This is a genomic window from Streptomyces sp. NPDC020362 (genome assembly GCF_040642095.1).
GTDB lineage: Bacteria > Actinomycetota > Actinomycetes > Streptomycetales > Streptomycetaceae > Streptomyces.
Map to the genome: position 1 here is coordinate 75,602 of NZ_JBFAET010000013.1, position 22,800 is coordinate 98,401.

Annotated in this window: 16 protein-coding genes; 7 read left to right on the forward strand and 9 right to left on the reverse strand. The window is 72.4% G+C overall.

Annotation, left to right across the window (positions count from 1 at the left end; translation table 11 throughout):
• Positions 1 to 78: 78 nt before the first annotated feature.
• From AB0H32_RS08620 to AB0H32_RS08630, 3 genes are all read right to left on the reverse strand, one after another.
• A complete protein-coding gene (locus AB0H32_RS08620; RefSeq protein ID WP_361116300.1) occupies positions 79 to 1,542 on the reverse strand; it encodes a glutamate synthase subunit beta in 1,464 nt (487 codons plus the stop codon).
• Positions 1,535 to 6,127, reverse strand: coding sequence for a glutamate synthase large subunit (gene gltB, locus AB0H32_RS08625; protein ID WP_361116355.1), 4,593 nt, complete (start codon positions 6,125 to 6,127; stop codon positions 1,535 to 1,537). The genes AB0H32_RS08620 and gltB overlap by 8 nt, the downstream gene beginning before the upstream one ends.
• Positions 6,128 to 6,528: 401 nt before the next feature.
• A complete protein-coding gene (locus AB0H32_RS08630) occupies positions 6,529 to 7,260 on the reverse strand; it encodes a VIT1/CCC1 transporter family protein (protein WP_361116303.1) in 732 nt (243 codons plus the stop codon).
• 266 nt (positions 7,261 to 7,526) lie between these two features.
• Here AB0H32_RS08630 and AB0H32_RS08635 point away from each other — a divergent pair, with 266 nt between their 5' ends.
• From AB0H32_RS08635 to AB0H32_RS08665, 7 genes are read left to right on the forward strand one after another with little or no spacing between them, the layout of a single operon-like run.
• On the forward strand, positions 7,527 to 9,302 hold the full coding sequence (locus AB0H32_RS08635; RefSeq protein WP_361116306.1) for an ADP-ribosylglycohydrolase family protein: 1,776 nt from the start codon (positions 7,527 to 7,529) through the stop codon (positions 9,300 to 9,302).
• A complete protein-coding gene (locus AB0H32_RS08640) occupies positions 9,215 to 10,414 on the forward strand; it encodes an ADP-ribosylglycohydrolase family protein (RefSeq protein WP_361116309.1) in 1,200 nt (399 codons plus the stop codon). The genes AB0H32_RS08635 and AB0H32_RS08640 overlap by 88 nt, the downstream gene beginning before the upstream one ends.
• Before the next feature lie 8 nt (positions 10,415 to 10,422).
• Positions 10,423 to 11,607, forward strand: a complete 1,185-nt coding sequence (locus tag AB0H32_RS08645) for an ADP-ribosylglycohydrolase family protein (protein WP_361116312.1) — start codon at positions 10,423 to 10,425, stop codon at positions 11,605 to 11,607.
• Positions 11,595 to 12,962 (forward strand): ADP-ribosylglycohydrolase family protein, encoded by a 1,368-nt coding sequence (locus tag AB0H32_RS08650; RefSeq protein ID WP_361116315.1) that lies wholly within the window; start codon positions 11,595 to 11,597, stop codon positions 12,960 to 12,962. Before AB0H32_RS08645 ends, AB0H32_RS08650 begins: the two co-directional genes overlap by 13 nt.
• A complete protein-coding gene (gene rbsK, locus AB0H32_RS08655; protein ID WP_361116318.1) occupies positions 12,959 to 13,852 on the forward strand; it encodes a ribokinase in 894 nt (297 codons plus the stop codon). Before AB0H32_RS08650 ends, rbsK begins: the two co-directional genes overlap by 4 nt.
• A complete protein-coding gene (locus AB0H32_RS08660; protein ID WP_361116320.1) occupies positions 13,849 to 15,144 on the forward strand; it encodes a CoA transferase in 1,296 nt (431 codons plus the stop codon). Before rbsK ends, AB0H32_RS08660 begins: the two co-directional genes overlap by 4 nt.
• Positions 15,141 to 15,953 carry a CoA ester lyase gene (locus tag AB0H32_RS08665; protein ID WP_361116323.1) on the forward strand — a complete coding sequence of 271 codons (813 nt, stop codon included), beginning with the start codon at positions 15,141 to 15,143 and terminating at the stop codon, positions 15,951 to 15,953. The genes AB0H32_RS08660 and AB0H32_RS08665 overlap by 4 nt, the downstream gene beginning before the upstream one ends.
• A gap of 257 nt (positions 15,954 to 16,210) precedes the next feature.
• Here AB0H32_RS08665 and lgt read toward each other — a convergent pair whose 3' ends face one another.
• The 6 genes from lgt to AB0H32_RS08695 all read right to left on the reverse strand — a co-directional run bounded on the left by lgt (position 16,211) and on the right by AB0H32_RS08695 (position 22,686).
• Positions 16,211 to 17,233, reverse strand: coding sequence for a prolipoprotein diacylglyceryl transferase (gene lgt / locus AB0H32_RS08670; protein WP_361116326.1), 1,023 nt, complete (start codon positions 17,231 to 17,233; stop codon positions 16,211 to 16,213).
• An 82-nt stretch (positions 17,234 to 17,315) separates the two neighbouring features.
• Complete coding sequence (locus AB0H32_RS08675) at positions 17,316 to 18,089, reverse strand: thioredoxin domain-containing protein (RefSeq protein ID WP_361116329.1); 774 nt, start codon at positions 18,087 to 18,089, stop codon at positions 17,316 to 17,318.
• A 138-nt stretch (positions 18,090 to 18,227) separates the two neighbouring features.
• A complete protein-coding gene (gene trpA, locus AB0H32_RS08680; protein ID WP_361116358.1) occupies positions 18,228 to 19,046 on the reverse strand; it encodes a tryptophan synthase subunit alpha in 819 nt (272 codons plus the stop codon).
• A 14-nt stretch (positions 19,047 to 19,060) separates the two neighbouring features.
• On the reverse strand, positions 19,061 to 20,344 hold the full coding sequence (trpB, locus tag AB0H32_RS08685; RefSeq protein ID WP_361116332.1) for a tryptophan synthase subunit beta: 1,284 nt from the start codon (positions 20,342 to 20,344) through the stop codon (positions 19,061 to 19,063).
• A 963-nt stretch (positions 20,345 to 21,307) separates the two neighbouring features.
• Complete coding sequence (gene trpC / locus AB0H32_RS08690) at positions 21,308 to 22,117, reverse strand: indole-3-glycerol phosphate synthase TrpC (RefSeq protein WP_361116335.1); 810 nt, start codon at positions 22,115 to 22,117, stop codon at positions 21,308 to 21,310.
• A gap of 134 nt (positions 22,118 to 22,251) precedes the next feature.
• Positions 22,252 to 22,686, reverse strand: coding sequence for a DUF2752 domain-containing protein (locus tag AB0H32_RS08695; RefSeq protein WP_361116361.1), 435 nt, complete (start codon positions 22,684 to 22,686; stop codon positions 22,252 to 22,254).
• Positions 22,687 to 22,800 lie beyond the last annotated feature (114 nt).

Here is a 22,800-nt window from a genome sequence, read left to right on the forward strand (position 1 = left end):
CCGTCCGGTCGGGGACTTGGTGGGCAGGCGCCGTCTGTGTTCCGTACGCCTTTGTACGGGACGTCTGTGGGTGACCCGTCAGACCGCCAGCGCGCGGTCCGTCGGGCGGATCGGTGCCGGCAGGTCGCTGGCTCCGCTCAGGCGGCGGTCGACACCGCGGGCGGCCGAGCGGCCCTCCGCGATCGCCCACACGATCAGGGACTGTCCGCGGCCGGCGTCACCGGCGACGAACACACCCGGCACGTTGGTCTGGAAGTCGGCGTCGCGGGCGATGTTACCGCGCTCGTCCAGCTCCAGGCCGAACTGCTCGACCAGGCCGTTCTCCCGGTCGGTGCCGGTGAAGCCCATGGCGAGGGTGACCAGCTGGGCCGGGATCTTCCGCTCGGTGCCCGGCTTCTGGGTCAGCTTGCCGTCGACGAACTCGACCTCGGCCAGGTGCAGCCACTGGACGTTGCCGTCCTCGTCGCCCTCGAAGTGGGTCGTGGACGCCGAGTAGATGCGCTCGCCGCCCTCCTCGTGGGCCGAGGTGACCTTGTAGAGGATCGGGAAGGTCGGCCAGGGCTGGCCGGTCGCGTGCCGCTCGTCGTTGGGACGGGGCATGATCTCCAGCTGCGTGACGGAGGCAGCGCCCTGACGGTGGGCGGTGCCCACGCAGTCGGCGCCGGTGTCGCCGCCGCCGATGACGACGACGTGCTTGCCCTCGGCCGAGATCGGGGTGGTGACGTAGTCGCCCTCCTGGACCTTGTTGGCCAGCGGCAGGAACTCCATCGCCTGGTAGATGCCCTTGAGTTCGCGGCCGGGCACCGGCAGGTCGCGGGCGGTCGTCGCGCCGACGGCCAGGACCACGGCGTCGTACCGCTTCTTCAGGTCCGTCGCCTTGAGGTCGCGGCCGATCTCGATGCCGGTGCGGAAGCGGGTGCCCTCCGCGCGCATCTGCTCGATACGGCGGTTGATGTGCCGCTTCTCCATCTTGAACTCGGGGATGCCGTAGCGGAGCAGGCCGCCGACGCGGTCGGCGCGCTCGTAGACGGCGACCGTGTGGCCGGCCCGGGTCAGCTGCTGGGCGGCGGCCAGGCCCGCCGGGCCCGAGCCGATGACCGCGACCGTCTTGCCGGACAGGCGCTCGGGGATCTGCGGGGCGACGTCCCCGGTCTCCCACGCCTTGTCGATGATCGAGACCTCGACGTTCTTGATGGTGACCGGCGCCTGGTTGATACCGAGCACACACGCCGACTCGCAGGGGGCCGGGCAGAGGCGACCGGTGAACTCCGGGAAGTTGTTGGTCGCGTGCAGCCGCTCCTGGGCGGCCGCCCAGTCCTCGCGGTAGGCGTAGTCGTTCCACTCGGGGATCAGGTTCCCCAGCGGACAGCCGTTGTGGCAGAACGGGATGCCGCAGTCCATGCAGCGGCTGGCCTGCTTGCTGATGATCGGCAGCAGGGAGCCGGGGACGTAGACCTCGTTCCAGTCCTTGACCCGCTCGGCGACGGGGCGGGACGTGGCGACCTCACGGCCGTGGTTCAGGAAGCCCTTCGGGTCAGCCATTGATCGCCGCCTCCATCATCTTCTCGGTGATCTCGGTCTCGGTGAGACCCGCTCGCTCGGCGGCGTCCTTGGCGGCGAGCACTGCCTTGTAGGTGCTGGGGATGATCTTGCTGAACCGCTGCACGGCCGTGTCCCAGTCGGCGAGCAGCTTCTCGGCGACCGTCGAACCGGTCTCCTCGGCGTGGCGGCGCACCACGTCGTGCAGCCACTGCCGGTCCGTGTCGTCCAGCGCCTCGACCGACTCGGCGTTGCCGACGTTGACGTTGTCGCGGTCGAGGTCGATGACGTAGGCGATACCGCCGGACATGCCGGCCGCGAAGTTGCGGCCCGTCTCGCCGAGGACCACCGCGCGACCGCCGGTCATGTACTCGCAGCCGTGGTCGCCCACGCCCTCGGAGACGACCAGCGCGCCGGAGTTGCGGACGCAGAACCGCTCGCCGGTCCGGCCGCGCAGGAACAGCTCGCCGCCGGTGGCGCCGTAGGCGATGGTGTTGCCCGCGATGGTCGAGTACTCGGCGAGGTGGTCGGCCGCGCGGTCCGGGCGGACGACGATCCGGCCGCCGGACAGGCCCTTGCCGACGTAGTCGTTGGCGTCGCCCTCCAGGCGCAGCGTGACGCCGCGCGGCAGGAAGGCCCCGAAGGACTGGCCGGCCGAACCGGTGAAGGTGATGTCGACGGTGTCCTCGGGCAGGCCCGCGCCACCGAACTTCTTCGTCACCTCGTGGCCCAGCATGGTGCCGACCGTGCGGTTGATGTTGCGGATGGCGACCTGGGCGCGCACCGGCTGTGCCTCGGTGGCCTCGGAGGCGGCCAGCGCGTCCGCGGCGAGCTTGATCAGCTCGTTGTCCAGGGCCTTCTCCAGGCCGTGGTCCTGGGCGACGATCCGGTGGCGCACCGCGCCCTCGGACAGCTCGGGCACGTGGAAGAGCGGCTCCAGGTCCAGGCCCTGCGCCTTCCAGTGGTCCACGGCCCGCGCCACGTCGAGGACCTCGGCGTGGCCGACGGCCTCCTCGATGGAGCGGAAGCCCAGCTCGGCCAGCAGCTCGCGGACCTCCTCGGCGATGAACCGGAAGAAGTTCACCACGTACTCGGCCTTGCCGGCGAAGCGGTCGCGCAGGACCGGGTTCTGGGTGGCGATGCCGACCGGGCAGGTGTCCAGGTGGCAGACACGCATCATGACGCAGCCGGAGACGACGAGCGGCGCGGTCGCGAAACCGAACTCCTCGGCGCCGAGCAGCGCGGCGATGACCACGTCACGGCCGGTCTTGAGCTGGCCGTCGGTCTGCACCACGATCCGGTCGCGCAGGCCGTTGAGCAGCAGCGTCTGCTGGGTCTCGGCCAGGCCCAGTTCCCAGGGGCCGCCCGCGTGCTTCAGGGAGGTCAGCGGGGAGGCACCCGTACCGCCGTCGTGACCGGAGATCAGGACCACGTCGGCGTGCGCCTTGGAGACACCCGCGGCGACCGTGCCGACGCCGACCTCGGAGACCAGCTTGACGTGAATCCGCGCCTGCGGGTTCGCGTTCTTGAGGTCGTGGATCAGCTGAGCCAGGTCCTCGATGGAGTAGATGTCGTGGTGCGGCGGCGGGGAGATGAGGCCCACGCCCGGCGTCGAGTGACGCGTCTTGGCGACCCACGGGTAGACCTTGTGGCCGGGCAGCTGACCGCCCTCGCCGGGCTTGGCGCCCTGGGCCATCTTGATCTGGATGTCGTCGGCGTTGACCAGGTACTCCGAGGTCACGCCGAAGCGGCCGGAGGCGACCTGCTTGATGGCGCTGCGCCGCGCGGGGTCGTACAGACGCTCCGGGTCCTCGCCGCCCTCACCGGTGTTGGACTTGCCGCCCAGCTGGTTCATGGCGATGGCGAGGGTCTCGTGCGCCTCCTTGGAGATGGAGCCGTACGACATGGCGCCGGTGGAGAAGCGCTTGACGATCTCGCTCGCCGGCTCGACCTCGTCGATGGAGATCGGCTGACGGCCGGACTCGAAGCCGAACAGGCCGCGCAGCGTCATCAGCCGCTCGGACTGCTCGTTCACCCGCTCGGTGTACTTCTTGAAGATGTCGTAGCGGCCGGTGCGCGTGGAGTGCTGGAGGCGGAAGACCGTGTCCGGGTCGAACAGGTGCGGCTCGCCCTCGCGGCGCCACTGGTACTCGCCGCCGATCTCCAGCGCGCGGTGCGCGGGAGCGATGCCGGAGGCCGGGTACGCCTTGGCGTGGCGGGCGGCGACCTCCTTGGCGATGACGTCGATGCCGACGCCGCCGATCTTGGTGGCCGTGCCGTTGAAGTACTTCTCCACGAAGGCGTCGTCGAGACCGACGGCCTCGAAGACCTGGGCGCCACGGTAGGAGGCGACGGTGGAGATGCCCATCTTGGACATGACCTTCAGGACGCCCTTGCCGAGGGCGTAGATCAGGTTGCGGATGGCCTTCTCGGGCTCGATGTCCGAGAGGAAGGTGCCCGCGCGGACCAGGTCCTCGACGGACTCCATCGCCAGGTACGGGTTGACGGCGGCGGCGCCGTAGCCGATGAGCAGGGCGACGTGGTGGACCTCGCGGACGTCACCGGCCTCGACCAGCAGGCCCACGTGGGTGCGCTGCTTGGTGCGGATGAGGTGGTGGTGGACGGCCGCGGTGAGCAGCAGCGAGGGGATCGGCGCGTGCTCGGCGTCGGAGTGGCGGTCCGAGAGGACGATCAGGCGGGCGCCGTTCTCGATGGCCGCGTCGGCCTCGGCGCAGATCTCCTCGATGCGCGCGGCGAGGGAGTTGCCGCCACCGGAGACCCGGTACAGGCCCGCCAGGGTCGCGGCCTTGAAGCCGGGCATGTCGCCGTCGGCGTTGATGTGGATGAGCTTCGCCAGCTCGTCGTTGTCGATGACCGGGAAGGGCAGGGTCACGCTGCGGCAGGACGCCGCGGTCGGCTCCAGCAGGTTGCCCTCCGGACCGAGCGAGGAGCGCAGCGAGGTGACCAGCTCCTCGCGGATCGCGTCCAGCGGCGGGTTGGTGACCTGCGCGAACAGCTGGGTGAAGTAGTCGAAGAGCAGTCGCGGGCGCTCGGAGAGGGCCGCGATCGGCGAGTCGGTGCCCATGGAACCGATCGGCTCGGCGCCGGCCTTGGCCATCGGCGCGACGATGACGCGCAGCTCCTCCTCGGTGTAGCCGAAGGTCTGCTGGCGGCGGGTGACCGAGGCGTGGGTGTGGACGATGTGCTCGCGCTCGGGCAGGTCGCCCAGCTCGATCTCGCCGGTCTCCAGCCACTCCGCGTAGGGCTGCTCGGCGGCGAGGGCCGCCTTGATCTCGTCGTCCTCGACGATGCGGTGCTCGGCGGTGTCGACGAGGAACATCTTGCCGGGCTGCAGACGACCCTTGCGCACGACCCGGGCCGGGTCGATGTCGAGGACGCCGACCTCGGAGCCGAGGACGACCAGGCCCTCGTCGGTGACCCAGTAGCGGCCGGGGCGCAGACCGTTGCGGTCGAGGACTGCGCCGACCTGGGTGCCGTCGGTGAAGGTGACGCAGGCGGGGCCGTCCCAGGGCTCCATCATCGTGGAGTGGTAGCCGTAGAAGGCGCGCCGGGCCGGGTCCATGGAGTCGTGGTTCTCCCACGCCTCCGGGATCATCATCAGCACGGAGTGCGGCAGCGAGCGGCCGCCGAGGTGCAGGAGTTCGAGCACCTCGTCGAAGGACGCCGAGTCGGAGGCGTCCGGCGTGCACACCGGGAAGATCCGCTCCAGGTTCCGGTCGCCGAAGAGGTCGGAGACCAGCTGGGACTCGCGGGCGCGCATCCAGTTGCGGTTGCCCTTGACGGTGTTGATCTCACCGTTGTGCGCGACGAAGCGGTAGGGGTGCGCGAGCGGCCACGACGGGAAGGTGTTCGTGGAGAAGCGCGAGTGGACGAGCGCGATGGCCGAGCCGAAGCGGCGGTCGGACAGGTCCGGGAAGAAGGGCTCCAGCTGGCCGGTGGTCAGCATGCCCTTGTAGACGATCGTGCGGGCGGAGAGCGACGGGAAGTAGACGCCTGCCTCGCGCTCGGCGCGCTTGCGCAGCACGAAGGCCTTGCGGTCCAGCGCGATGCCCTCGCTGGCGCCGTCGGCGACAAAGATCTGGCGGAAGACCGGCATGGTGGAGCGGGCGGTCGCGCCCAGCAGCTCCGGGGCGACGGGGACCTCGCGCCAGCCGAGGACGGTCAGACCCTCCTCGGACGCGATCGTCTCGATCTTCGAGACGGCGTCCTGGGTCCCGTCCTCCGGGAGGAAGGCGATACCGACGGCGTACGAGCCCGCCGCGGGGAGTTCGAATGCGGCCACCTCACGGAAGAAGGCGTCCGGCACCTGGGAGAGGATGCCTGCTCCGTCGCCGGAGTCCGGCTCGGAGCCGGTGGCGCCGCGGTGCTCCAGGTTGCGCAGAACCGTGAGCGCCTGCTCGACCAGCGCGTGGCTCGCCTCGCCGGTGAGGGTGGCCACGAAGCCGACGCCACAGGCGTCGTGCTCGTTGCGGGGGTCGTACATACCCTGTGCAGCAGGGCGAGCATCCATGAACGACCAGTTCTGGCCATTCTCGGAATGCTGGGACGGCTGGCGCGGCGTACGCATCGGCTCTCCCGTCGTCGTCATGTGGCATGTGGCAGGTGCCGAGGGACGACGTTGGCCCTCTGCGATGTGGCGAAATTTCGTTGAGATTACATGATGGAGTCATTCCCGGGAACCGGATACTGCGTTCCAACATGCGGACGCCATACGGGTGACGACAGGCGCCGCGGGGTCACGGCGGTGCCGCACACGGGTGGCGGAAAGTTGGGGGGACCGAACGGGACAAGATCGATCAGATCGGCGTCCGACGGCCCGAAGGGGGGCGGGGGAGCGGCTTCGCTCATCCCGCGATGCACCGCAGGCGTCATTGCCCACAGCGCTTACGGCTCATGCCCGGTGGTTAAGCATTCGAAACCAGCGAGTAACGGCTGCTTATGCGGCCTAACGCATAAGTAGCCGTCGCGCTATCCTACGGCCGTTCCGAACAGGCTGCCCAGGGCGTACGTCACACCGGCCGCCGCCCCGCCCAGCGCGAGCTGCCTGAGCCCGCTGTACCACCAGGTGCGCGCCGTCACCTTGGCCACGACCGCACCGCAGCCGAAGAGCCCGGCGAGTGCGAGGAGCACGGCCGGCCAGAGGACGGCCGCACCCAGCAGATAGGGCAGGAGGGGCAGCAGGGCGCCGAGCGCGAACGACCCGAACGAGGACACGGCGGCGACCAGTGGCGAGGGCAGATCACCGGGGTCGATGCCCAGCTCTTCGCGGGCGTGGATCTCCAGTGCCTGCTCAGGGTCCCTGGACAGCTGCCGGGCGACCTCGCGGGCCAGTTCCGGCTCGACCCCGCGGGCCACATAGAGTGCGGCGAGCTCGTCCTCCTCGTCCTGCGGGTGCTTGCGCAGTTCGCGCCGCTCGACGTCGAGTTCGGCCTCGACGAGTTCACGCTGGGAGGCGACCGAGGTGTACTCGCCGGCCGCCATGGAGAAGGCACCGGCGGCGAGCCCCGCGAGCCCGGTGATGACGATCGTCTGGTGACTGACGGATCCGCCGGCCACTCCGGTCATCAGGGCGAGGTTGGAGACCAGGCCGTCCATCGCACCGAAGACGGCGGGGCGCAGCCAGCCGCCGTTGACGTCGCGGTGCGTGTGGTTGTCACGGTGCGCCTCGTGCAGCGCGGCCTCGGTTTCGATGATGGCCATGCGGGGTCCCCCAGGAAGCTTAGCCAAAGCTAACTTTGGACGAGTTCTACTTTTCGACATCACAGAATCTACGCCCATAATTTCCCCGGCGCCAGCAAGGAAAGGCTCGGCTAACCTGCGGGTTTACCGTTGGGCGCTCATTAGTGATTAGTACCGCTCACATGCCGAGCGGGTGATGCGGACCCCACAGAGGCTCGCGCGGTCCGAGTCCGTGGGACACATCCGCAAAGGGGCTCCCAGGCCCCTGCCCGAAGGAGAGGCCGCCCATGGCATCGATTGCCTGCACTCCCCCGCTCGCGGCGCCCGGGGGCGACGCCGGACCCCGTGAACGGGCCCGCGGCGCACTGCTCGGCCTGGCCGTCGGCGATGCGCTCGGGGCACCCGCGGAGAACCTCAGGCCCTCCGAGATCCACGCCCGCTGGGGCCGCATCACGGGATACGTCACCGAGCGGCCGTGCGGCACGGACGACACCGAGTACGCGATCTTCTCGGGTCTGCTGCTGGCCCGGCACGGCTCGGCGCTCACCCCCGCCCATGTCGAGGCCGCCTGGCACGAATGGATCGCCGACCGGGCCGAGGGCCCCTTCCGCGGCGCGGGCTTCAGTGAGCGCGGCACGTTGGAGAACCTGCGCCGGGGCCTTGCGGCCCCCATCTCCGCGCAGCACCGCCACGCCTGGAGCGACGGCCTGGCGATGCGGGCGGCGCCCTTCGGCGTCTTCGCGGCGGGCCGCCCCGCCGAAGCGGCGCGGCTGGTGGCGATCGACGGCTCGGTCAGCCACGAGGGCGAGGGCATCTACGGCGGCCAGGCGGTCGCGGCGGGAGTGGCGGCCGCGATGGCGGGCGCCTCGCCCGCGCTGGTGATCGCCTCGGCCCTCGCCGTCGTCCCCGACGACTCCTGGACGGCCCGCTCGCTGCGCCGTGCGGTGACCGTGGCCCACCGCGGCGAACGCGCGGTGCGCTCCGCGGTGGTGATCGGCGGCTACCCGTGGACCGACCTGGCACCCGAGGCGGTCGCCCTAGCCTTCGGCGCGTACGCAGCGGCCGACGGCGACTTCCGGGAGGCGGTCCTCACGGCGGTGAACATGGGCCGCGACGCGGACACGACGGCGGCGGTGGCCGGCGCCCTGTCCGGCGCGACGCAGGGCCTTGCGTCCATCCCGCCGGAATGGGCCTCGGCCATCGGCCCGGCCCGGGGCCGCTGCCTGCCGTCCATGGCCGGCCACCACATCCTGGACGTGGCGGAACTGCTGGTGCCGGAGGAGGGCGGCAAGTGGGGGGCGGGCGTGGTGGTGCCGGGGTTCCTGCCGGAGGGGCTGCTGCCCACCCCCCACCCGACCGAGCCACCCGCCGTCCCGGGCCCCGCCTCCCACCCGACCGCAGCACCCGCCCCGTTCGCACCCGCCCCTCAACCGGCCGCACCGACCGCCCTCCTCGGCCCCGCCTCCCGGCCGACCGAGCGACCCCCCGTCCCCGAGCCCACCTCGCAACCGACCGAGACGCCCGCCCCTTTCACGCCCACTCTTCAATCGACCGAGCCGCCCGCCGCCCTCGGACCCGCCGCCCACCCGACCGCAACACCCGCCCCGTTCACACCCGCCCCTCAACCGGCCGAGCCGCCCGCCCTCCTCGGACCCGCCTCCCGGCCGACCGAGCCGACCACATCCGACTCACCCGACTCACCCGACTCACCCACCTCCCAGCCTGCCGAGCGCACCCCACCACCCCCTCCCACCCCACAACCGACCGGGGCGCCCGCTGCCCTCGGCCCTGCCTCCCGCCCGACCGAAGCACCCGTCCTCCTCGCATCGGCCCCTCACCAGACCGAGACGCCCGCCCCCCTCACATCCGCCCCTCACCCGACCGAGGCACCGGCCCCCTCCGCTCCCGCCCCTCACCCGACCGAGGCACCGGCCCCCTCCGCTTCCGCCCCTCAAGCGGGCGAGTCCGGTGGTGGGTGGGTGGAGGGGCGGGGGGCCAGGGGGCGGAGTCCCCTGGTGGGTGCGGGGAACTCCGGGCATCCGGACAGCGAGCCCCTCTCATGACGCGTCGTATCGAAGGCCTCCTCCTCGGCCTCGCCGCGGGCGACGCCGCCGGCTGGCCCGCCGCCCGGCACCGAGCCGCCCGCATGCCCGAGTGGACGCGCAGGCTCACCCGCGAACTGGACACGTTCGCCGAGACCAACGCCACCACCACCCTCCCCGTACCGATCGCGCTCAACCAGCCCCCCGAGCCCCTCCGCCTGGGCCCCTCCGACGACGCCGAGTGGGCGGCGTTCGCCGCGGAGGCGGTCCTGCGGGCCGGCGACGACGACGTACTCGGCGACCTGAGCCGGGACCGCCGTATGCGCACCGCCATCGACCTCACATGGACCGCCGTGGCCGCGGAGGTCGCCGCGGCGGCCGACCGCGCCCCCGAGATCGAGTCCGCGGTCCTCCCCCTGCGCGCCCGCATCTCCGTCCGGGCCGGCCTCGGCAACCTCGCCGCCGGGCTGCGCCCACCCGCCACCGGCCACGACAACCCGCACTACTTCGACGACGCGGCCTGCGTACGCGCCTGCGTCCTCGCCGTGGCCCACCCCGGCGACCCCGGGCGCGCCGCCGACCTCGCCGAGTTCGACGCCCGCTACACCCAGGACGGCGACGGCGTGCACGGCGCCCGGGCGATGGCGGCGGCCCTCGCGCTCGCCCTCACCGGAGCCGACCCGGACACCTGTGTGGCGGCCGCTCTCGCCGAACTCCCCGCACGGACGGAGATCGGCCGCAACACCCGCCACGCCCTCGCCCTGGCCGAGGAGGGCGAGTCGGCCTTCGCCCTCGTCCCGCCCCTGGAACACCAGATCGTCGACCACGTCTACAGCTACGGCATCGCCGCCGCCGAGACCGTCCCCGTCGCCCTCGCCCTGGTCACGGCAGCGCGGGGCCGTATCGCCGAGGCCGTCCCCGCCGCCGCCTGTCTGTCCCGGGTCGCCGACTCGGCCCCCGCGCTCGCGGGCGCCCTCACCGGCGCCCTGGGCGGCGGCGCGGCCGTACCGACCTCCTGGCGGGACGCCTGCCGCACCCTGTCCGGCTGCGCCCTGCCCCGCCTCACCGGCACCGACCTGGTGGAACTCGCCGGACTCCTGGAAGCCGCACAACGGGCCCGACCAGGAGGATGATTCGGGGCATGACGCCCATAGGAGAAGAAAGCAGCGGAGCGGGTCTGAACGGTCTCGACGGACGGATCACCGGGTCCCTGGTCGGAGCCGCCGTCGGCGACGCGCTCGGCGGCCCCGTCGAGGGTTACTCCCCCGAGCAGATCGCCGACCGTCACGGCGGCCGGGTCCACGGGATCGTCGGCCCTTGGCACGGCGACGCCTGGCGCACCGCCCGCCCCATCGCCCCATACCACAAGGGCGACGGCCACGTCACCGACGACACCTTGATGACCCACGCGCTGGTGCGGGTCTACGACCGCGTCCGCGACCACCTGGACGCGTACGCCGTCGCCGACCACCTGGTGCCGGACCTGATGACCACCCCGCGCTGGATCCCGGAGCTGGAGGCCGAGGCGCTGCCGCTGCAGCGCCTGTTCCTCGCCGAGAAGTGGCTCGTGGCGCGGCTGGCCTACGGTCACGTGGATCCGCGGGAAGCGGGCGTCGGCAACATCGTCAACTGCGGCGCGGCGATGTACATGGCCCCCGTCGGCCTGGTCAACGCGGCCAACCCGGCCGCCGCGTACGCCGAGGCGCTGGACGTCGCGGGCGCGCACCAGTCGTCGTACGGCAGGGAGGCGGCCGGGGTCTTCGCCGCGGCCGTCGCCGCCGCCTGCGCACCGGGCGCGACCCCTCACTCGGTCGTGACCGCCTGTCTGTCCCTGGCGCGGGACGGCACGCGCACGGCGATCGAGAAGGTCTGCGAAGCGGCCCGCGGCTGCAGGGACTTGGAGTCGGCCCCGGCCCGGCTGCGCGCGGCGGTGGCCCCGTACGACACGGTCGGCCCCGACTACCGCGCTCCCTCCCTCGGCGCCCGCCGCCCTTCCCGTCTGCACTCCATCGAGGAACTCCCCGTCGCCCTGGGCATGGTGCTGCTGACCGGCGGCGACTTCCGCCAGGCGGTCCTGGGTTCGGTCAACTACGGCCGGGACTGCGACTCGATCGCCACCATGGCCGGTGCCCTCGCGGGCGCCCTGGGCTCGCCGGTGCCCGAGGACTGGGCGAAGACGGTGGCGGAGGCGAGCCGTCTCGACCTGTGGGAACCGGCCCGCACGCTGACGGAGGTCACGCGCGAGGTCTTCGAACGGGACGTACACCGCCGGCGCGCACACGAGCAGGCCTTCGCGGCGCTCGGAGGCACGCCATGCTCCGACTGACCTGGGTCCAGCCGGAGGACCTGCTGGGTCACGAACTCCGCCAGGCCCGTCTGGACGGCCGTCAGCCGTCGAGGATCGAGGCCCGGTGGCGCGCGGCCGGAGGTCCGGACGCCCCGGACCGCGCCGGCGCCTCACCGGCACGGGCGTCCCGCTATCTGCGCCTGCTGGCGGAGGACCTGCTGGACGAACTCGCCGACCTGCCCAGCGCGCTGGCCGAGGAGGAGCCGACGGACCTGGCGGGGATCAGGGCGCTGTGCCCCGACTGGCCCGAGCCTCCGGGCGCCCCCCGCCCGGCGCCCGCCCCGCTCGCCCTCGAAGCGGCCTGGCTGGGCCGGGCCATCGGCTGTCTGCTCGGCAAGCCCGTGGAGAAGCTCCCGCTGGACGGCATCCGCGCTCTTGCGCGGTCCACCGGCAACTGGCCCCTGTCCACGTGGTTCACGGCACGGGGTGTCCCCGAGGACCTCCTCGCCCGCTACCCCTGGAACCGCCGCTCGGCCCCGTCCTCCCTCGCCGAGAACATCGACGGCATGCCCGAGGACGACGACCTCAACTACCCCCTCCTCAACCTCCTCCTGCTGCAGCGCCACGGAAGGACCTTCACCACCGCCGACGTGGCGAGGCTCTGGCTGGAGGAACTCCCGCCCGGCCGCACCTTCACCGCCGAACGCGTCGCCTTCCGCAACCTCCTCACCGGCATCGAACCCCCGCACACCGCCCGCCACCGCAACCCGTTCCGGGAATGGATCGGCGCCCTGATCCGCGCCGACATCCACGGCTGGACCAACCCGGGCGACCCGGCGGCCGCCGCCGAGCAGGCCCACCGCGACGCGGTCCTCACCCACACCGCCAACGGCGTCTACGCGGCGATGTTCACGGCCGCCGTCCTAGCCGAGGCGGCCACGGGCAGCCAGGACGTCCACGCCTGCCTGCGCACCGGCCGCACCGTGGTCCCGCCCCGCTCCCGCCTGGCGAAGGCGATCGACCACGCTCTGCGAGTGGCCACGAGGCACCGGGACTTCGACGACGTCGTGGACGAACTCCACGCCGCCCACTCCCCCACCCACCACTGGGTCCACGCCCTGCCCAACACCGCCCTGGTCGTCGCCGCCCTCACGCACGCGGACGGCGACTTCACCGGCTCCGTCTGCCGTGCGGTGTCGGGAGGCTGGGACACCGACTCCAACGGTGCGACCGCGGGCAGCATCTCCGGCCTCCTCGCCGGCACCCCGCGCGCGCTCCCGGACCGCTGGCGGGCCCCGCTGAAGAACCGCCTCGCCACCACTGTCGCCGACTTCGACGGCACCGGCTTCGACACCCTCGCCCACCTCACCCACCTGGAGGCGATCCGCCCATGACCCACATCGCCGTCCTCGGCAGCACGAACATGGACCTCGTCACCTACGTCACCAAGGCCCCACAGCGCGGCGAGACCGTGACGGGCCGGGAGTTCCGTACGATCCCCGGCGGCAAGGGCGCCAACCAGGCGATCGCCGCGGCCCACGCCGGCGCCACGGTCTCGGTGATCGGCGCCGTCGGCAACGACGCCTTCGGCCTGCGCCTGCGCGACACCCTCGAACACTCCGGCGTGGACACCGACTTCCTGCGCACGGTCGAGGGTCCGTCCGGCACCGCGCACATCGTGGTGGACGACGAGGGCGGCAACTCCATCGTCGTGATCCCCGGCGCCAACGGCACCGTCGACCACCTCTCCCCCGGCGACGAGGGACTGATCGCCTCCGCGGACGCCCTGCTGCTCCAGCTGGAGATCCCGCTGGCCGCGGTCGTCGCGGGCGCGCAGGCCGCCCGTCGGCACGGTGTGCGTACGGTCCTCACCCCGGCCCCCGCCCAGCCGCTCCCGCCCGAACTCCTCGCCGCCATCGACCTGTTGGTCCCGAACGAGTACGAGGCGGTCACCCTCACCGGCCGCACCGACCCGGGCGAGGCGGCCGCCGTCCTGCTGGAGCTGGTCCCGGAGGTCGTCGTCACGCTCGGCGCGACCGGCAGCCTGTACCTGGCCCGGGGCGCCGAGCGCCTGGTGGTGCCCGCGCCCCGGGTGAAGGCCCTGGACTCCACCGGCGCGGGCGACACCTTCGTCGGCGCGCTCGCGGTGGCCCTCGCCGAGGAGAAGCCGGTGCGGGAGGCCCTGTCCTGGGCGGCCGCCGCCGCGGCCCTGTCCGTGCAGCGGGAGGGAGCGTCGGCGTCGATGCCGTACCGCTCGGAGATCGATGCGCAGTACACCGCATGAGCACGAGCGCGAGCACGAGCGCGAGCACGACGACGCCCACGACGCCCACGACGCCCACGACGCCCACGACGGCACCATCGCGGACGACCGCGCGTGCGCACCCGGGGATCAGGGCCCTCGACGGCCTGCGGGTCCTCGACCTGGCGACCCTCTTCGCCGGCCCCATCGCCGCCACCCTGCTCGGTGACTTCGGCGCCGAGGTGATCAAGGTGGAGCATCCGGAGCGGCCCGACCCGTCCCGGGGCCACGGCCCGGCGAAGCACGGCGTCGGACTGTGGTGGAAGGTGCTCGGCCGCAACAAGCGCGCCATCACCGTCGACCTGTCCAAGCCCGGCGGCCGCGCGGTGCTGCTCCGCCTCGCGGAGACCGCCGACGTGGTGATCGAGAACTTCCGCCCCGGCACCCTGGAGAAGTGGGAGCTGGGCTGGGCGGAGCTGTCCGCCGCCAACCCGCGGCTGGTCCTGGCCCGGGTCACGGCCTTCGGCCAGTTCGGCCCGTATGCCCACCGGCCCGGCTTCGGCACGCTCGCCGAGGCGATGAGCGGTTTCGCGGCGCTCACCGGCGAACCGGACGCGCCGCCGACGCTCCCGCCCTTCGGGCTCGCGGACTCCGTCGCGGGCCTGGCGACCGCGTACGCCGTGCTGACGGCCCTGGCGGCCCGTGACCGGACCGGCACGGGGCAGGTCGTGGACATGGCGATCATCGAGCCGATCCTCGCCGTCCTCGGCCCCCAGCCCACCTGGTACGACCAGCTCGGACACGTCCAGGAACGCACCGGCAACCGGTCCGCCAACAACGCCCCGCGCAACACCTATCGCACCGCCGACGGACGCTGGGTCGCCGTCTCGACCTCAGCGCAGTCGGTGGCGGAACGGGTGCTGCGGCTGGTGGGCCGTGCGGAGCTGATCGAGGAACCGTGGTTCGCCACGGGCACGGAGCGTGCCGCGCACGCCGACGTGCTGGACGAGGCGGTGGGCTCCTGGATCGCGGCCCGCACCCGCGCCGAGGTCCTCGCGGCCTTCGAGCGGGCGGAGGCTGCGGTGGCCCCGGTCCAGGACGTCCGGGACGTCATGGCCGACCCCCAGTACCAGGCCCTGGACACGGTCACCACCGTCGACGACCCGGAGCTGGGCCCGGTGCGCATGCAGAACGTCCTCTTCCGGCTGTCCGCCACACCCGGCGCGATCCGCTGGGCCGGGCGCCCGCACGGCGCCGACACCGACGCGGTGCTCACCGAGCTGGGCCTCACCCCGGCCCGTCTGCGGGCCCTGCGCGCGGAGGGCGCCGTATGACGCCGTTCCCGCTCACCTGGCTCTACGTCCCCGGCGACCGGCCGCCGGTGGTGACCAAGGCGCTGGCCGCGAGCGCCGACGTGGTGGTGATCGACCTGGAGGACGCGGTCGCCCCCGACCGCAAGGAGTACGCCCGGACGGCCACCGCCGAACGCCTGCGTGAGCCGCAGCCGGTCCCGGTCCACGTCCGCGTCAACGCACTGGACGGGCCCTGGGCGTGCGCGGACCTCACGGCACTGGCCGCACTGCCGGGGGTGTCCGGGCTACGGCTGCCGAAGGTGACCTGCGCGGACCAGATCAGGCAGGTCGCCGTGGCCACACCGCTGCCCCTGTACGCCCTCCTGGAATCGGCCCTCGGCATCGAGCACGCGTACGCGATCGCCACCGCCCACCCGTCCCTGCGCGGTGTCTCCCTCGGCGAGGCCGATCTGCGGGCCGACCTGGGCGTCCGGGCCGACGCGGGCCTCGACTGGCCCCGTTCCCGGGTGGTCGTCGCCGCCCGTGCGGCGGGCCTCGCCCCGCCGCCCCAGTCCGTCCACCCCGACATCCGTGACCTGGACGGCCTCGCCGCCTCCTGCGCCCACGGCCGCGCCCTCGGCTTCCTGGGCCGCGCGGCGATCCACCCGCGCCAGCTCCCGGTGATCCAGCAGGCGTACCTCCCCACGTCCGCGGAGATCGAGGAAGCGGAAACGATCATCAAGGCAGCGGCGGCGAACGAGGGCGCCCAGGCGCTCCCCGACGGTCGCTTCATCGACGCCGCGGTGGTGGCGACGGCCCGGCGGACCTTGTCGCTGGCTCGCAGAGAGTGACCTCGCCGGCCGCGGAGAATGACGTCGCCGACACACAGAGAATGACCTCGCCGACCTCGCGGGTTCAGCGCCTGCCTCTGCCCACCCGCAGCGGCGGCCCGCCACCACGACCGGCGGTGGCCGGCAGTGGCCGGCGGTGGCGGACTCGCCGCGGTCGGCACCCCATGCCCCGGACACGCACCGAGGGCGCCCGGACCTGTCCATGTGCGGCTGTCGCCGCGTGGTCCTGGCGCCCTCGGTGTCGTACGGCGCGGCGGTCAGCTCTTCTTCGCCGACTCCGCCTCGTCCTCCGCCTCCACGGCCTCTGGCTCGGCCTCGGCCTTGTCCCCGGCGTTCTCCTCCACCGCGGCCTTCCCGTCGGCCTCCGTCGCCCCGCCTGACTCCGTCGCCCCGTCGGCGTCCGTCGCCCCGCCGGCTTCGGTCTTCGCGTCGGCCTCGGTCCGGTCCTCGGCCGGACCGTCGGAGACACCCGGTTCGACGACTGCTTCCCGGCCCGGGCGCTTCTTCGACGACACCACGATGTACGTCACCGCCAGCAGGAAAACGATCAGCGCGGTCCAGTCGTTGAGGCGGAGGCCCAGGATGTGGTGGGCGTCGTCGACCCGCATGTACTCGATCCAGCCGCGGCCCACGCAGTACGCGGCGACGTACAGGGCGAACGCCCGGCCATGACCCAGCTTGAAGCGACGGTCGGCCCAGATGACCAGGAAGCCGACGCCGATGCACCACAGCGACTCGTACAGGAACGTCGGGTGGTAGTAGCCCGGCACCCGGCCGCCCTCGGAGGAGGTGATGTGCAGCGCCCAGGGCACATGCGTCTCGCGCCCGTACAGCTCCTGGTTGAACCAGTTGCCCCAGCGGCCGATGGCCTGCGCGAAGGCGATGCCGGGCGCGACGGCGTCGGCGTAGGCGGGCATCGGGATGCCCCGGCGCCGCGCACCGATCCACGCGCCGAGCGCGCCCAGGGCGATGGCGCCCCAGATTCCGAGGCCGCCCTCCCACACCTTGAAGGCGTCCACCCAGTCACGGCCCTCGCTGAAATACAGCTCGTAGTCCGTGATCACGTGGTAGAGCCGGCCTCCGACGAGGCCGAAGGGGACGGCCCAGACCGCGATGTCGGCGACCGTGCCGGTCCGCCCGCCCCGGGCGATCCAGCGTTTGTTGCCGAGCCAGACGGCGACGAAGACGCCGATGATGATGCAGAAGGCGTAACCGCGCAGCGGAATGGGCCCGAGGTAGAGCACCCCGTGCGACGGGCTGGGAATGTAGGCAAGGTTCATGGCAAGGTCGACGCTACCGTGCCGGGCCGGGAGGGCGGCAAGCAGCCCGGCAACGGGTACATAACGGGGACGTGAGAAACGCTTACCCCTGGTTGGCCTGCTCCACCAGCTGCTTCAGCTTCGCCGGGGTCAGCGTCTGGTCCTGGTAGATGTTCTTGCCGTTGAACAGGACGGTGGGCGTGCCGGTGAAGCCGCCGGACTGGAAGGCCTTCTGCGACTTGTTCACCCAGTTGTCGTGGGCGCCGTCATTGACGCACTTGCGGAACGCGGGGGTGTCGAGGCCGTTCACCTTGCCGGCCAGCTGGATCAGCTTGTCGTTGTCCGCGAAGGCGTCGTCGGTCTCCTTGGGCTGGTTCGCGTACAGCACGTCGTGGAAATCGCGGAACTTTCCGGCGTCCTGGGCGCAGGCGGCGGCGTTGGCCGCGCGCAGCGAGCCGGTGCCGCCGAGGTTGCCGTCGATCAGCCGGACCAGGTGGTACTCGATTCTGAGCTTGCCCCCGTCCTCCAGCTCGTGGAGCGTGGACCGGTACGCCGTCTCGAAGGCCTGGCAGGCCGGACAGCGGAAGTCCTCCCAGATGGTGAGCGTCGCCCTGGCGCCGTCCTTGCCGACCGGGATCGCGAGGCTGTCCTTGCCCTGCGCTCCGGAGGGCGCCACGACGGGGCCCGCACTGCCGCCCTTGTCCTTGCCCGCGTTCGCGGCGATCACGCCGATCACCGCCGCGAGGCCAAGGACGCAGACGACGCTCGCGCCCACGATCAGCGTGCGCCGTCGCTTGTCCGCGGCCTTCTGCTTGTCGCGCTCGACCGCCAGCCGCTCCCGGGCGGTGCGCTTTCCGTCACGGTTCTTCTCGCTCACACCCCCAGAACGAACCGGGGAGGCGCAGCGCGCCTCCCCGGCCCGAGGTCCACTCGTTCGAGTGACCGAATCTTCCGTTGCGAACAACTACGGACAGTCACGAAACACTACGAAAGAAGAGCGTGCAACTACGGTCGGTTACGCCTTTCCGCGAACACCCTTCGCCAGCTCCCCGGCGAGCCCGCGCACCGCTTCGAGGCCGGAGGCGTGGTCCGGGGCGTCCAGCATCCGCTTCACGAACGCCGAGCCGACGATGACACCGTCGGCGAAGCCCGCGACCTCGGCGGCCTGGGCCGCGTTGGAGACGCCCAGCCCGACGCAGACCGGCAGCGGGGTGCCCGTGGCCCGGGTGCGTTCGACCAGGTCCTGGGCCTGCGCCCCGACGGACGCGCGGGTGCCGGTGACGCCCATCAGCGAGGCCGCGTAGACGAAACCGCTGCCCGCCGCGGTGATCTGGGCGAGCCGCTCGTGCTTGCTGCTGGGCGCGACGACGAAGACGGTCGCGAGACCGTGCTTCTCGGCGTGCTCCCGCCACAGCGCCGACTCCTGGACCGGCAGGTCGGGCAGGATGCAGCCCGCTCCGCCGGCCTCGGCCAGCTCGGCGGTGAAGCGCTCGACGCCGTAGCGGTCGATGGGGTTCCAGTACGTCATGACGAGCACCGGCTTGCCGGTGGCCGCGTGGGCCTCGCGGACCGTGCGCATGACGTCGGCGATCTTCACACCGCCTCGCAGGGCGATGTCGTCGGCGGTCTGGATGACCGGGCCGTCGAGCACCGGGTCGCTGTGCGGCAGGCCGACCTCGACGATGTCGGCGCCGCCGTCGAAGGCGGCCTTGATCGCCTCGATGCCGCCGTCCACGGTCGGGAACCCGGCCGGGAGGTAGGCGATGAGGGCGGAGCGCCCCTCGGCCTTCGTGCCGGCGAGGGTGTCGCTCAGCAGCCGGCCCTTTCCACCAATGAATGCAGCGCCGTTCACTTGGCGTCCCCCTCGATCTCGGCGGTGTCGGCTGCGTTGGCGGCCACCTCGGCGTCGGTGTCGTAGAGGCCGAAGTAGCGGGCGGCGGTGTCCATGTCCTTGTCGCCGCGGCCGGACAGGTTGATCACGATCAACCCGTCCTTGCCCAGTTCCTTGCCGACCTCCAGGGCACCGGCGAGGGCGTGGGCGCTCTCGATGGCCGGGATGATGCCCTCGGTGCGCGACAGCAGGCGCAGGGCCTGCATGGCGGCGTCGTCGGTGACCGCGCGGTACTCGGCGCGGCCGCTGTCCTTGAGATAGGAGTGCTCCGGACCGATGCCGGGGTAGTCCAGGCCGGCCGAGATGGAGTACGGCTCGGTGATCTGGCCCTCCTCGTCCTGCAGGACGTAGGAGCGGGAGCCGTGCAGGATGCCGGGCTCGCCCGCGGTCAGGGTGGCCGCGTGCTCGCCGGTCTCCACTCCGTGGCCCGCCGGTTCGCAGCCGATCAGGCGGACGCCTTCGTCGGGGATGAAGGCGTGGAAGAGGCCGATGGCGTTGGAGCCGCCGCCCACGCAGGCGACGGCGGCGTCGGGAAGCCGCCCGGCGCGCTCCAGGAGCTGCCGTCGCGCCTCGACGCCGATGACCCGGTGGAAGTCGCGGACCATGGCCGGGAAGGGGTGCGGGCCGGCGACCGTACCGAACAGGTAGTGGGTGTGGTCGACGTTCGCCACCCAGTCCCGGAACGCCTCGTTGATGGCGTCCTTGAGCGTGCGGCTGCCGGACTTCACGGCGACCACCTCGGCGCCGAGCATGCGCATGCGGGCCACGTTCAGGGCCTGGCGCTGGGTGTCGACCTCGCCCATGTAGATGGTGCAGTCGAGGCCGAAGAGGGCGCAGGCGGTGGCGGTGGCGACGCCGTGCTGGCCGGCGCCGGTCTCCGCGATGACGCGGGTCTTGCCCATGCGCCTGGTGAGCAGGGCCTGGCCGAGGACGTTGTTGATCTTGTGGGAGCCGGTGTGGTTGAGGTCTTCCCGCTTGAGGAAGACGCGGGCGCCGCCGGCGTGTTCGGCGAACCTCGGCACCTCGGTGAGGGCGCTGGGCCGGCCGGTGTAGTTCATGAGCAGGTCGTCGAGCTCACGGGCGAACTCGGGGTCGGCCTTCGCCTTGTCGTACTCGACGGCGACCTCGTCCACGGCGGCGACGAGGGCCTCCGGGATGAACTTTCCGCCGAACGCGCCGAAGTAGCCCTCGGTGCTGGGCACCTGACCGGTGGGGTCGGGGATGAAGAACTCGCTGGGCATACGGATACCTCGCAGGGGCTGGGCCCCGGTTGAAGGACTTGGGGTACATACGACAGGCGCGTGCTGCCCTCACAGTGCCTTTCCCACCCGCCCGCCCTTGCCGTCGGCAGGGGCGGGACATGGCCCTCCCGGCACGGAGGCCCTGGCCCTGCGGGCAGGGCCTCGCCGAACGGGAACCACGACTGCGAGCCGGGCGACCCCGCCGAACGGGGAAACCACGACCGCGGGCCGGGCACCTCACCGAGCGAGGAACCCCAGCTGCAAGCCGGGCACCCCACCGAACGGGAGACCACGGCTGCGAGCCAGGAACCCCACCGAACGGGAGACCACAGCTGCGAGCCAGGAACCCCACCGGACCAGGAACCACGACCACGAGCCGGGAATCCCGCCGAGCGAGGGACCGAGGCCGCGAGCCCGGAGATCCCGCGAACGGGGAAACCAGGACCGTGTGCCAGGCACCCCGCCGAACGGGAATCCGCGGCCGCAATCCAGGGATCCCGCCGAACGAGGAGCCGCGCCGCGACCACGGGTCTCGTGAAGTGGCGTGGGGCGTGGGCCCGTTCGGGGCGTTCGGGGTTCTCCGTCTCCGGCAGTCGCGAGCCGCCCGTCGAAACGGTGGTCGGCTCCGACGGCGGAGTCGGCGGGTGCCGGGGCGGCCGTGGCCCTCCCGGCGGTGCCGGTCGGTCCGGGCCCCACGTGTTGCCGTCGCTCCTCACGGGCAACCGGCGATCACAGGCCGGGGCGGTTCAGCTCACCGAGGGTGACACGCGCGCGTTGCAGCGCCATCGCATGCCGTTCACCTGACCGGGCTCGTCACCGATCACATAGCGGACCCGCCGCCCGTGCACCCGTCGTGCGGGGGCACGGCAGCCTCGGGGCCGGCAGCCGCGGGCGAGGCGGGCATAGGGATCCCGCGTCGCCGGGGTGATCGGAAGCATCATCGCAGGCCAGCCTATCGGCGGGTCAGCCCCGGCCGTGCCGCAGCGCGGGGTGCTCGCCCGCGGCGACCAGGTCGGAGACGGCGGCCTTCGGGTCGCGCCCGGTGACGAGGGATTCGCCGACCAGGACCGCGTCCGCACCCGCGTTCGCGTAGGCGATCAGGTCGTGCGGTCCGCGCACACCGGACTCCGCGACCTTCACGATGCTTTCGGGGATCTCGGGCGCGATCCGCTCGAAGGTGCCGCGGTCGACCTCCAGCGTCTTGAGGTTGCGCGCGTTGACGCCGATGATCCGCGCACCCGCGTCCACGGCCCGCTCGACCTCCTCCTCGTCGTGCACCTCGACGAGCGGGGTGAGTCCGATGGACACCGCACGCTCGATCAGCGACTCCAGGGCCGGCTGGTCGAGGGCGGCGACGATCAGCAGCGCGAGGTCGGCCCCGTAGGCCCGGGCCTCCCACAGCTGGTACGACGTGACGATGAAGTCCTTGCGCAGCACCGGGATGTCCACGCGCGCACGGACGGCCTCAAGGTCCGCCAGCGAGCCGCCGAAGCGGCGCTGTTCGGTGAGCACGGAGATGACGGCGGCGCCGCCGGCCTCGTAGTCCGCGGCGAGCCCGGCCGGGTCGGCGATCGCGGCCAGCGCGCCCTTGGAGGGGCTGGAGCGCTTGACCTCGCAGATCACCTTGACCCCGTCGCCCTTGAGCGCGGCCACCCCGTCCTTGGCGGCGGGGGCCTTCGCCGCACGCTCCTTGAGCTCGTCGAGGCTGACGCGTGCCTGCCGCTCCGCGAGGTCGGCACGGACTCCGTCGATGATCTCGTCGAGCACGCTCACGCGAGCGGCCCCCTTTCAGACGGTTGTTCCTCCGGGCTTTGAAAACCCTTGGTCACTACGATGGTATCCGGAGCTGCACGAAGGCCCTGCATCCGCTCCATTTCGGTCCCATTACCTGGACATTCCGTGGACGATCAGGGATGCAGCCAGCCGCCGAACGGCAGGTTCCGGACCACCGTGAAGACCAGCAGCAGCGCGCCGACGGCCCACAGTTGTGCCGGCCCCGGCTCGAACCGCATCGGTCTGCCCCGCACCGCGCGGACCACCCAGACGCTCCACAGCACGGCGAAGCCCAGGTAGGCGGCCACGCCCGCCGCGTTGTCCTGCAGGGCGGCGAGGAAGTCTCCGTGCACGAAGGCGTGCGCGCTGCGCAGTCCACCGCAGCCCGGGCAGTACAGGCCGGTGAACCGGTACAGGGGGCACACCGGGTAGTGGCCGGGCTCGTTGGGATCGACGGTGCCGACGTAGGCGAAGGCCCCGGCGACGGCCGCGATCAGCCCGGCCGGGACGGCGAGCCGCCGCCCCACCGAGGCGGACGGAGCCGGGTACGGGACGGCTTGCGGGGGCAGCGGCGGGGCCGTGCTGCTGTCGGCGTTCACACCGGCATTCTGCCCCGGGGGAGGCGCGGACGCGCGCGAGGGGCGGGGGGGGCGCCCGAGGGGGGGGGGGCCCCCCCCCGCGGG

Coding starts and splice junctions, on each gene's coding strand:
- AB0H32_RS08620 (WP_361116300.1), bottom strand. CDS start 1,542: ATGGCTGACCCGAAGGGCTTCCTGAACCACGGCCGTGAGGTCGCCACG.
- gltB (WP_361116355.1), bottom strand. CDS start 6,127: ATGCGTACGCCGCGCCAGCCGTCCCAGCATTCCGAGAATGGCCAGAAC.
- AB0H32_RS08630 (WP_361116303.1), bottom strand. CDS start 7,260: ATGGCCATCATCGAAACCGAGGCCGCGCTGCACGAGGCGCACCGTGAC.
- AB0H32_RS08635 (WP_361116306.1), top strand. CDS start 7,527: ATGGCATCGATTGCCTGCACTCCCCCGCTCGCGGCGCCCGGGGGCGAC.
- AB0H32_RS08645 (WP_361116312.1), top strand. CDS start 10,423: ATGACGCCCATAGGAGAAGAAAGCAGCGGAGCGGGTCTGAACGGTCTC.
- AB0H32_RS08650 (WP_361116315.1), top strand. CDS start 11,595: ATGCTCCGACTGACCTGGGTCCAGCCGGAGGACCTGCTGGGTCACGAA.
- rbsK (WP_361116318.1), top strand. CDS start 12,959: ATGACCCACATCGCCGTCCTCGGCAGCACGAACATGGACCTCGTCACC.
- AB0H32_RS08660 (WP_361116320.1), top strand. CDS start 13,849: ATGAGCACGAGCGCGAGCACGAGCGCGAGCACGACGACGCCCACGACG.
- AB0H32_RS08665 (WP_361116323.1), top strand. CDS start 15,141: ATGACGCCGTTCCCGCTCACCTGGCTCTACGTCCCCGGCGACCGGCCG.
- lgt (WP_361116326.1), bottom strand. CDS start 17,233: ATGAACCTTGCCTACATTCCCAGCCCGTCGCACGGGGTGCTCTACCTC.
- trpB (WP_361116332.1), bottom strand. CDS start 20,344: ATGCCCAGCGAGTTCTTCATCCCCGACCCCACCGGTCAGGTGCCCAGC.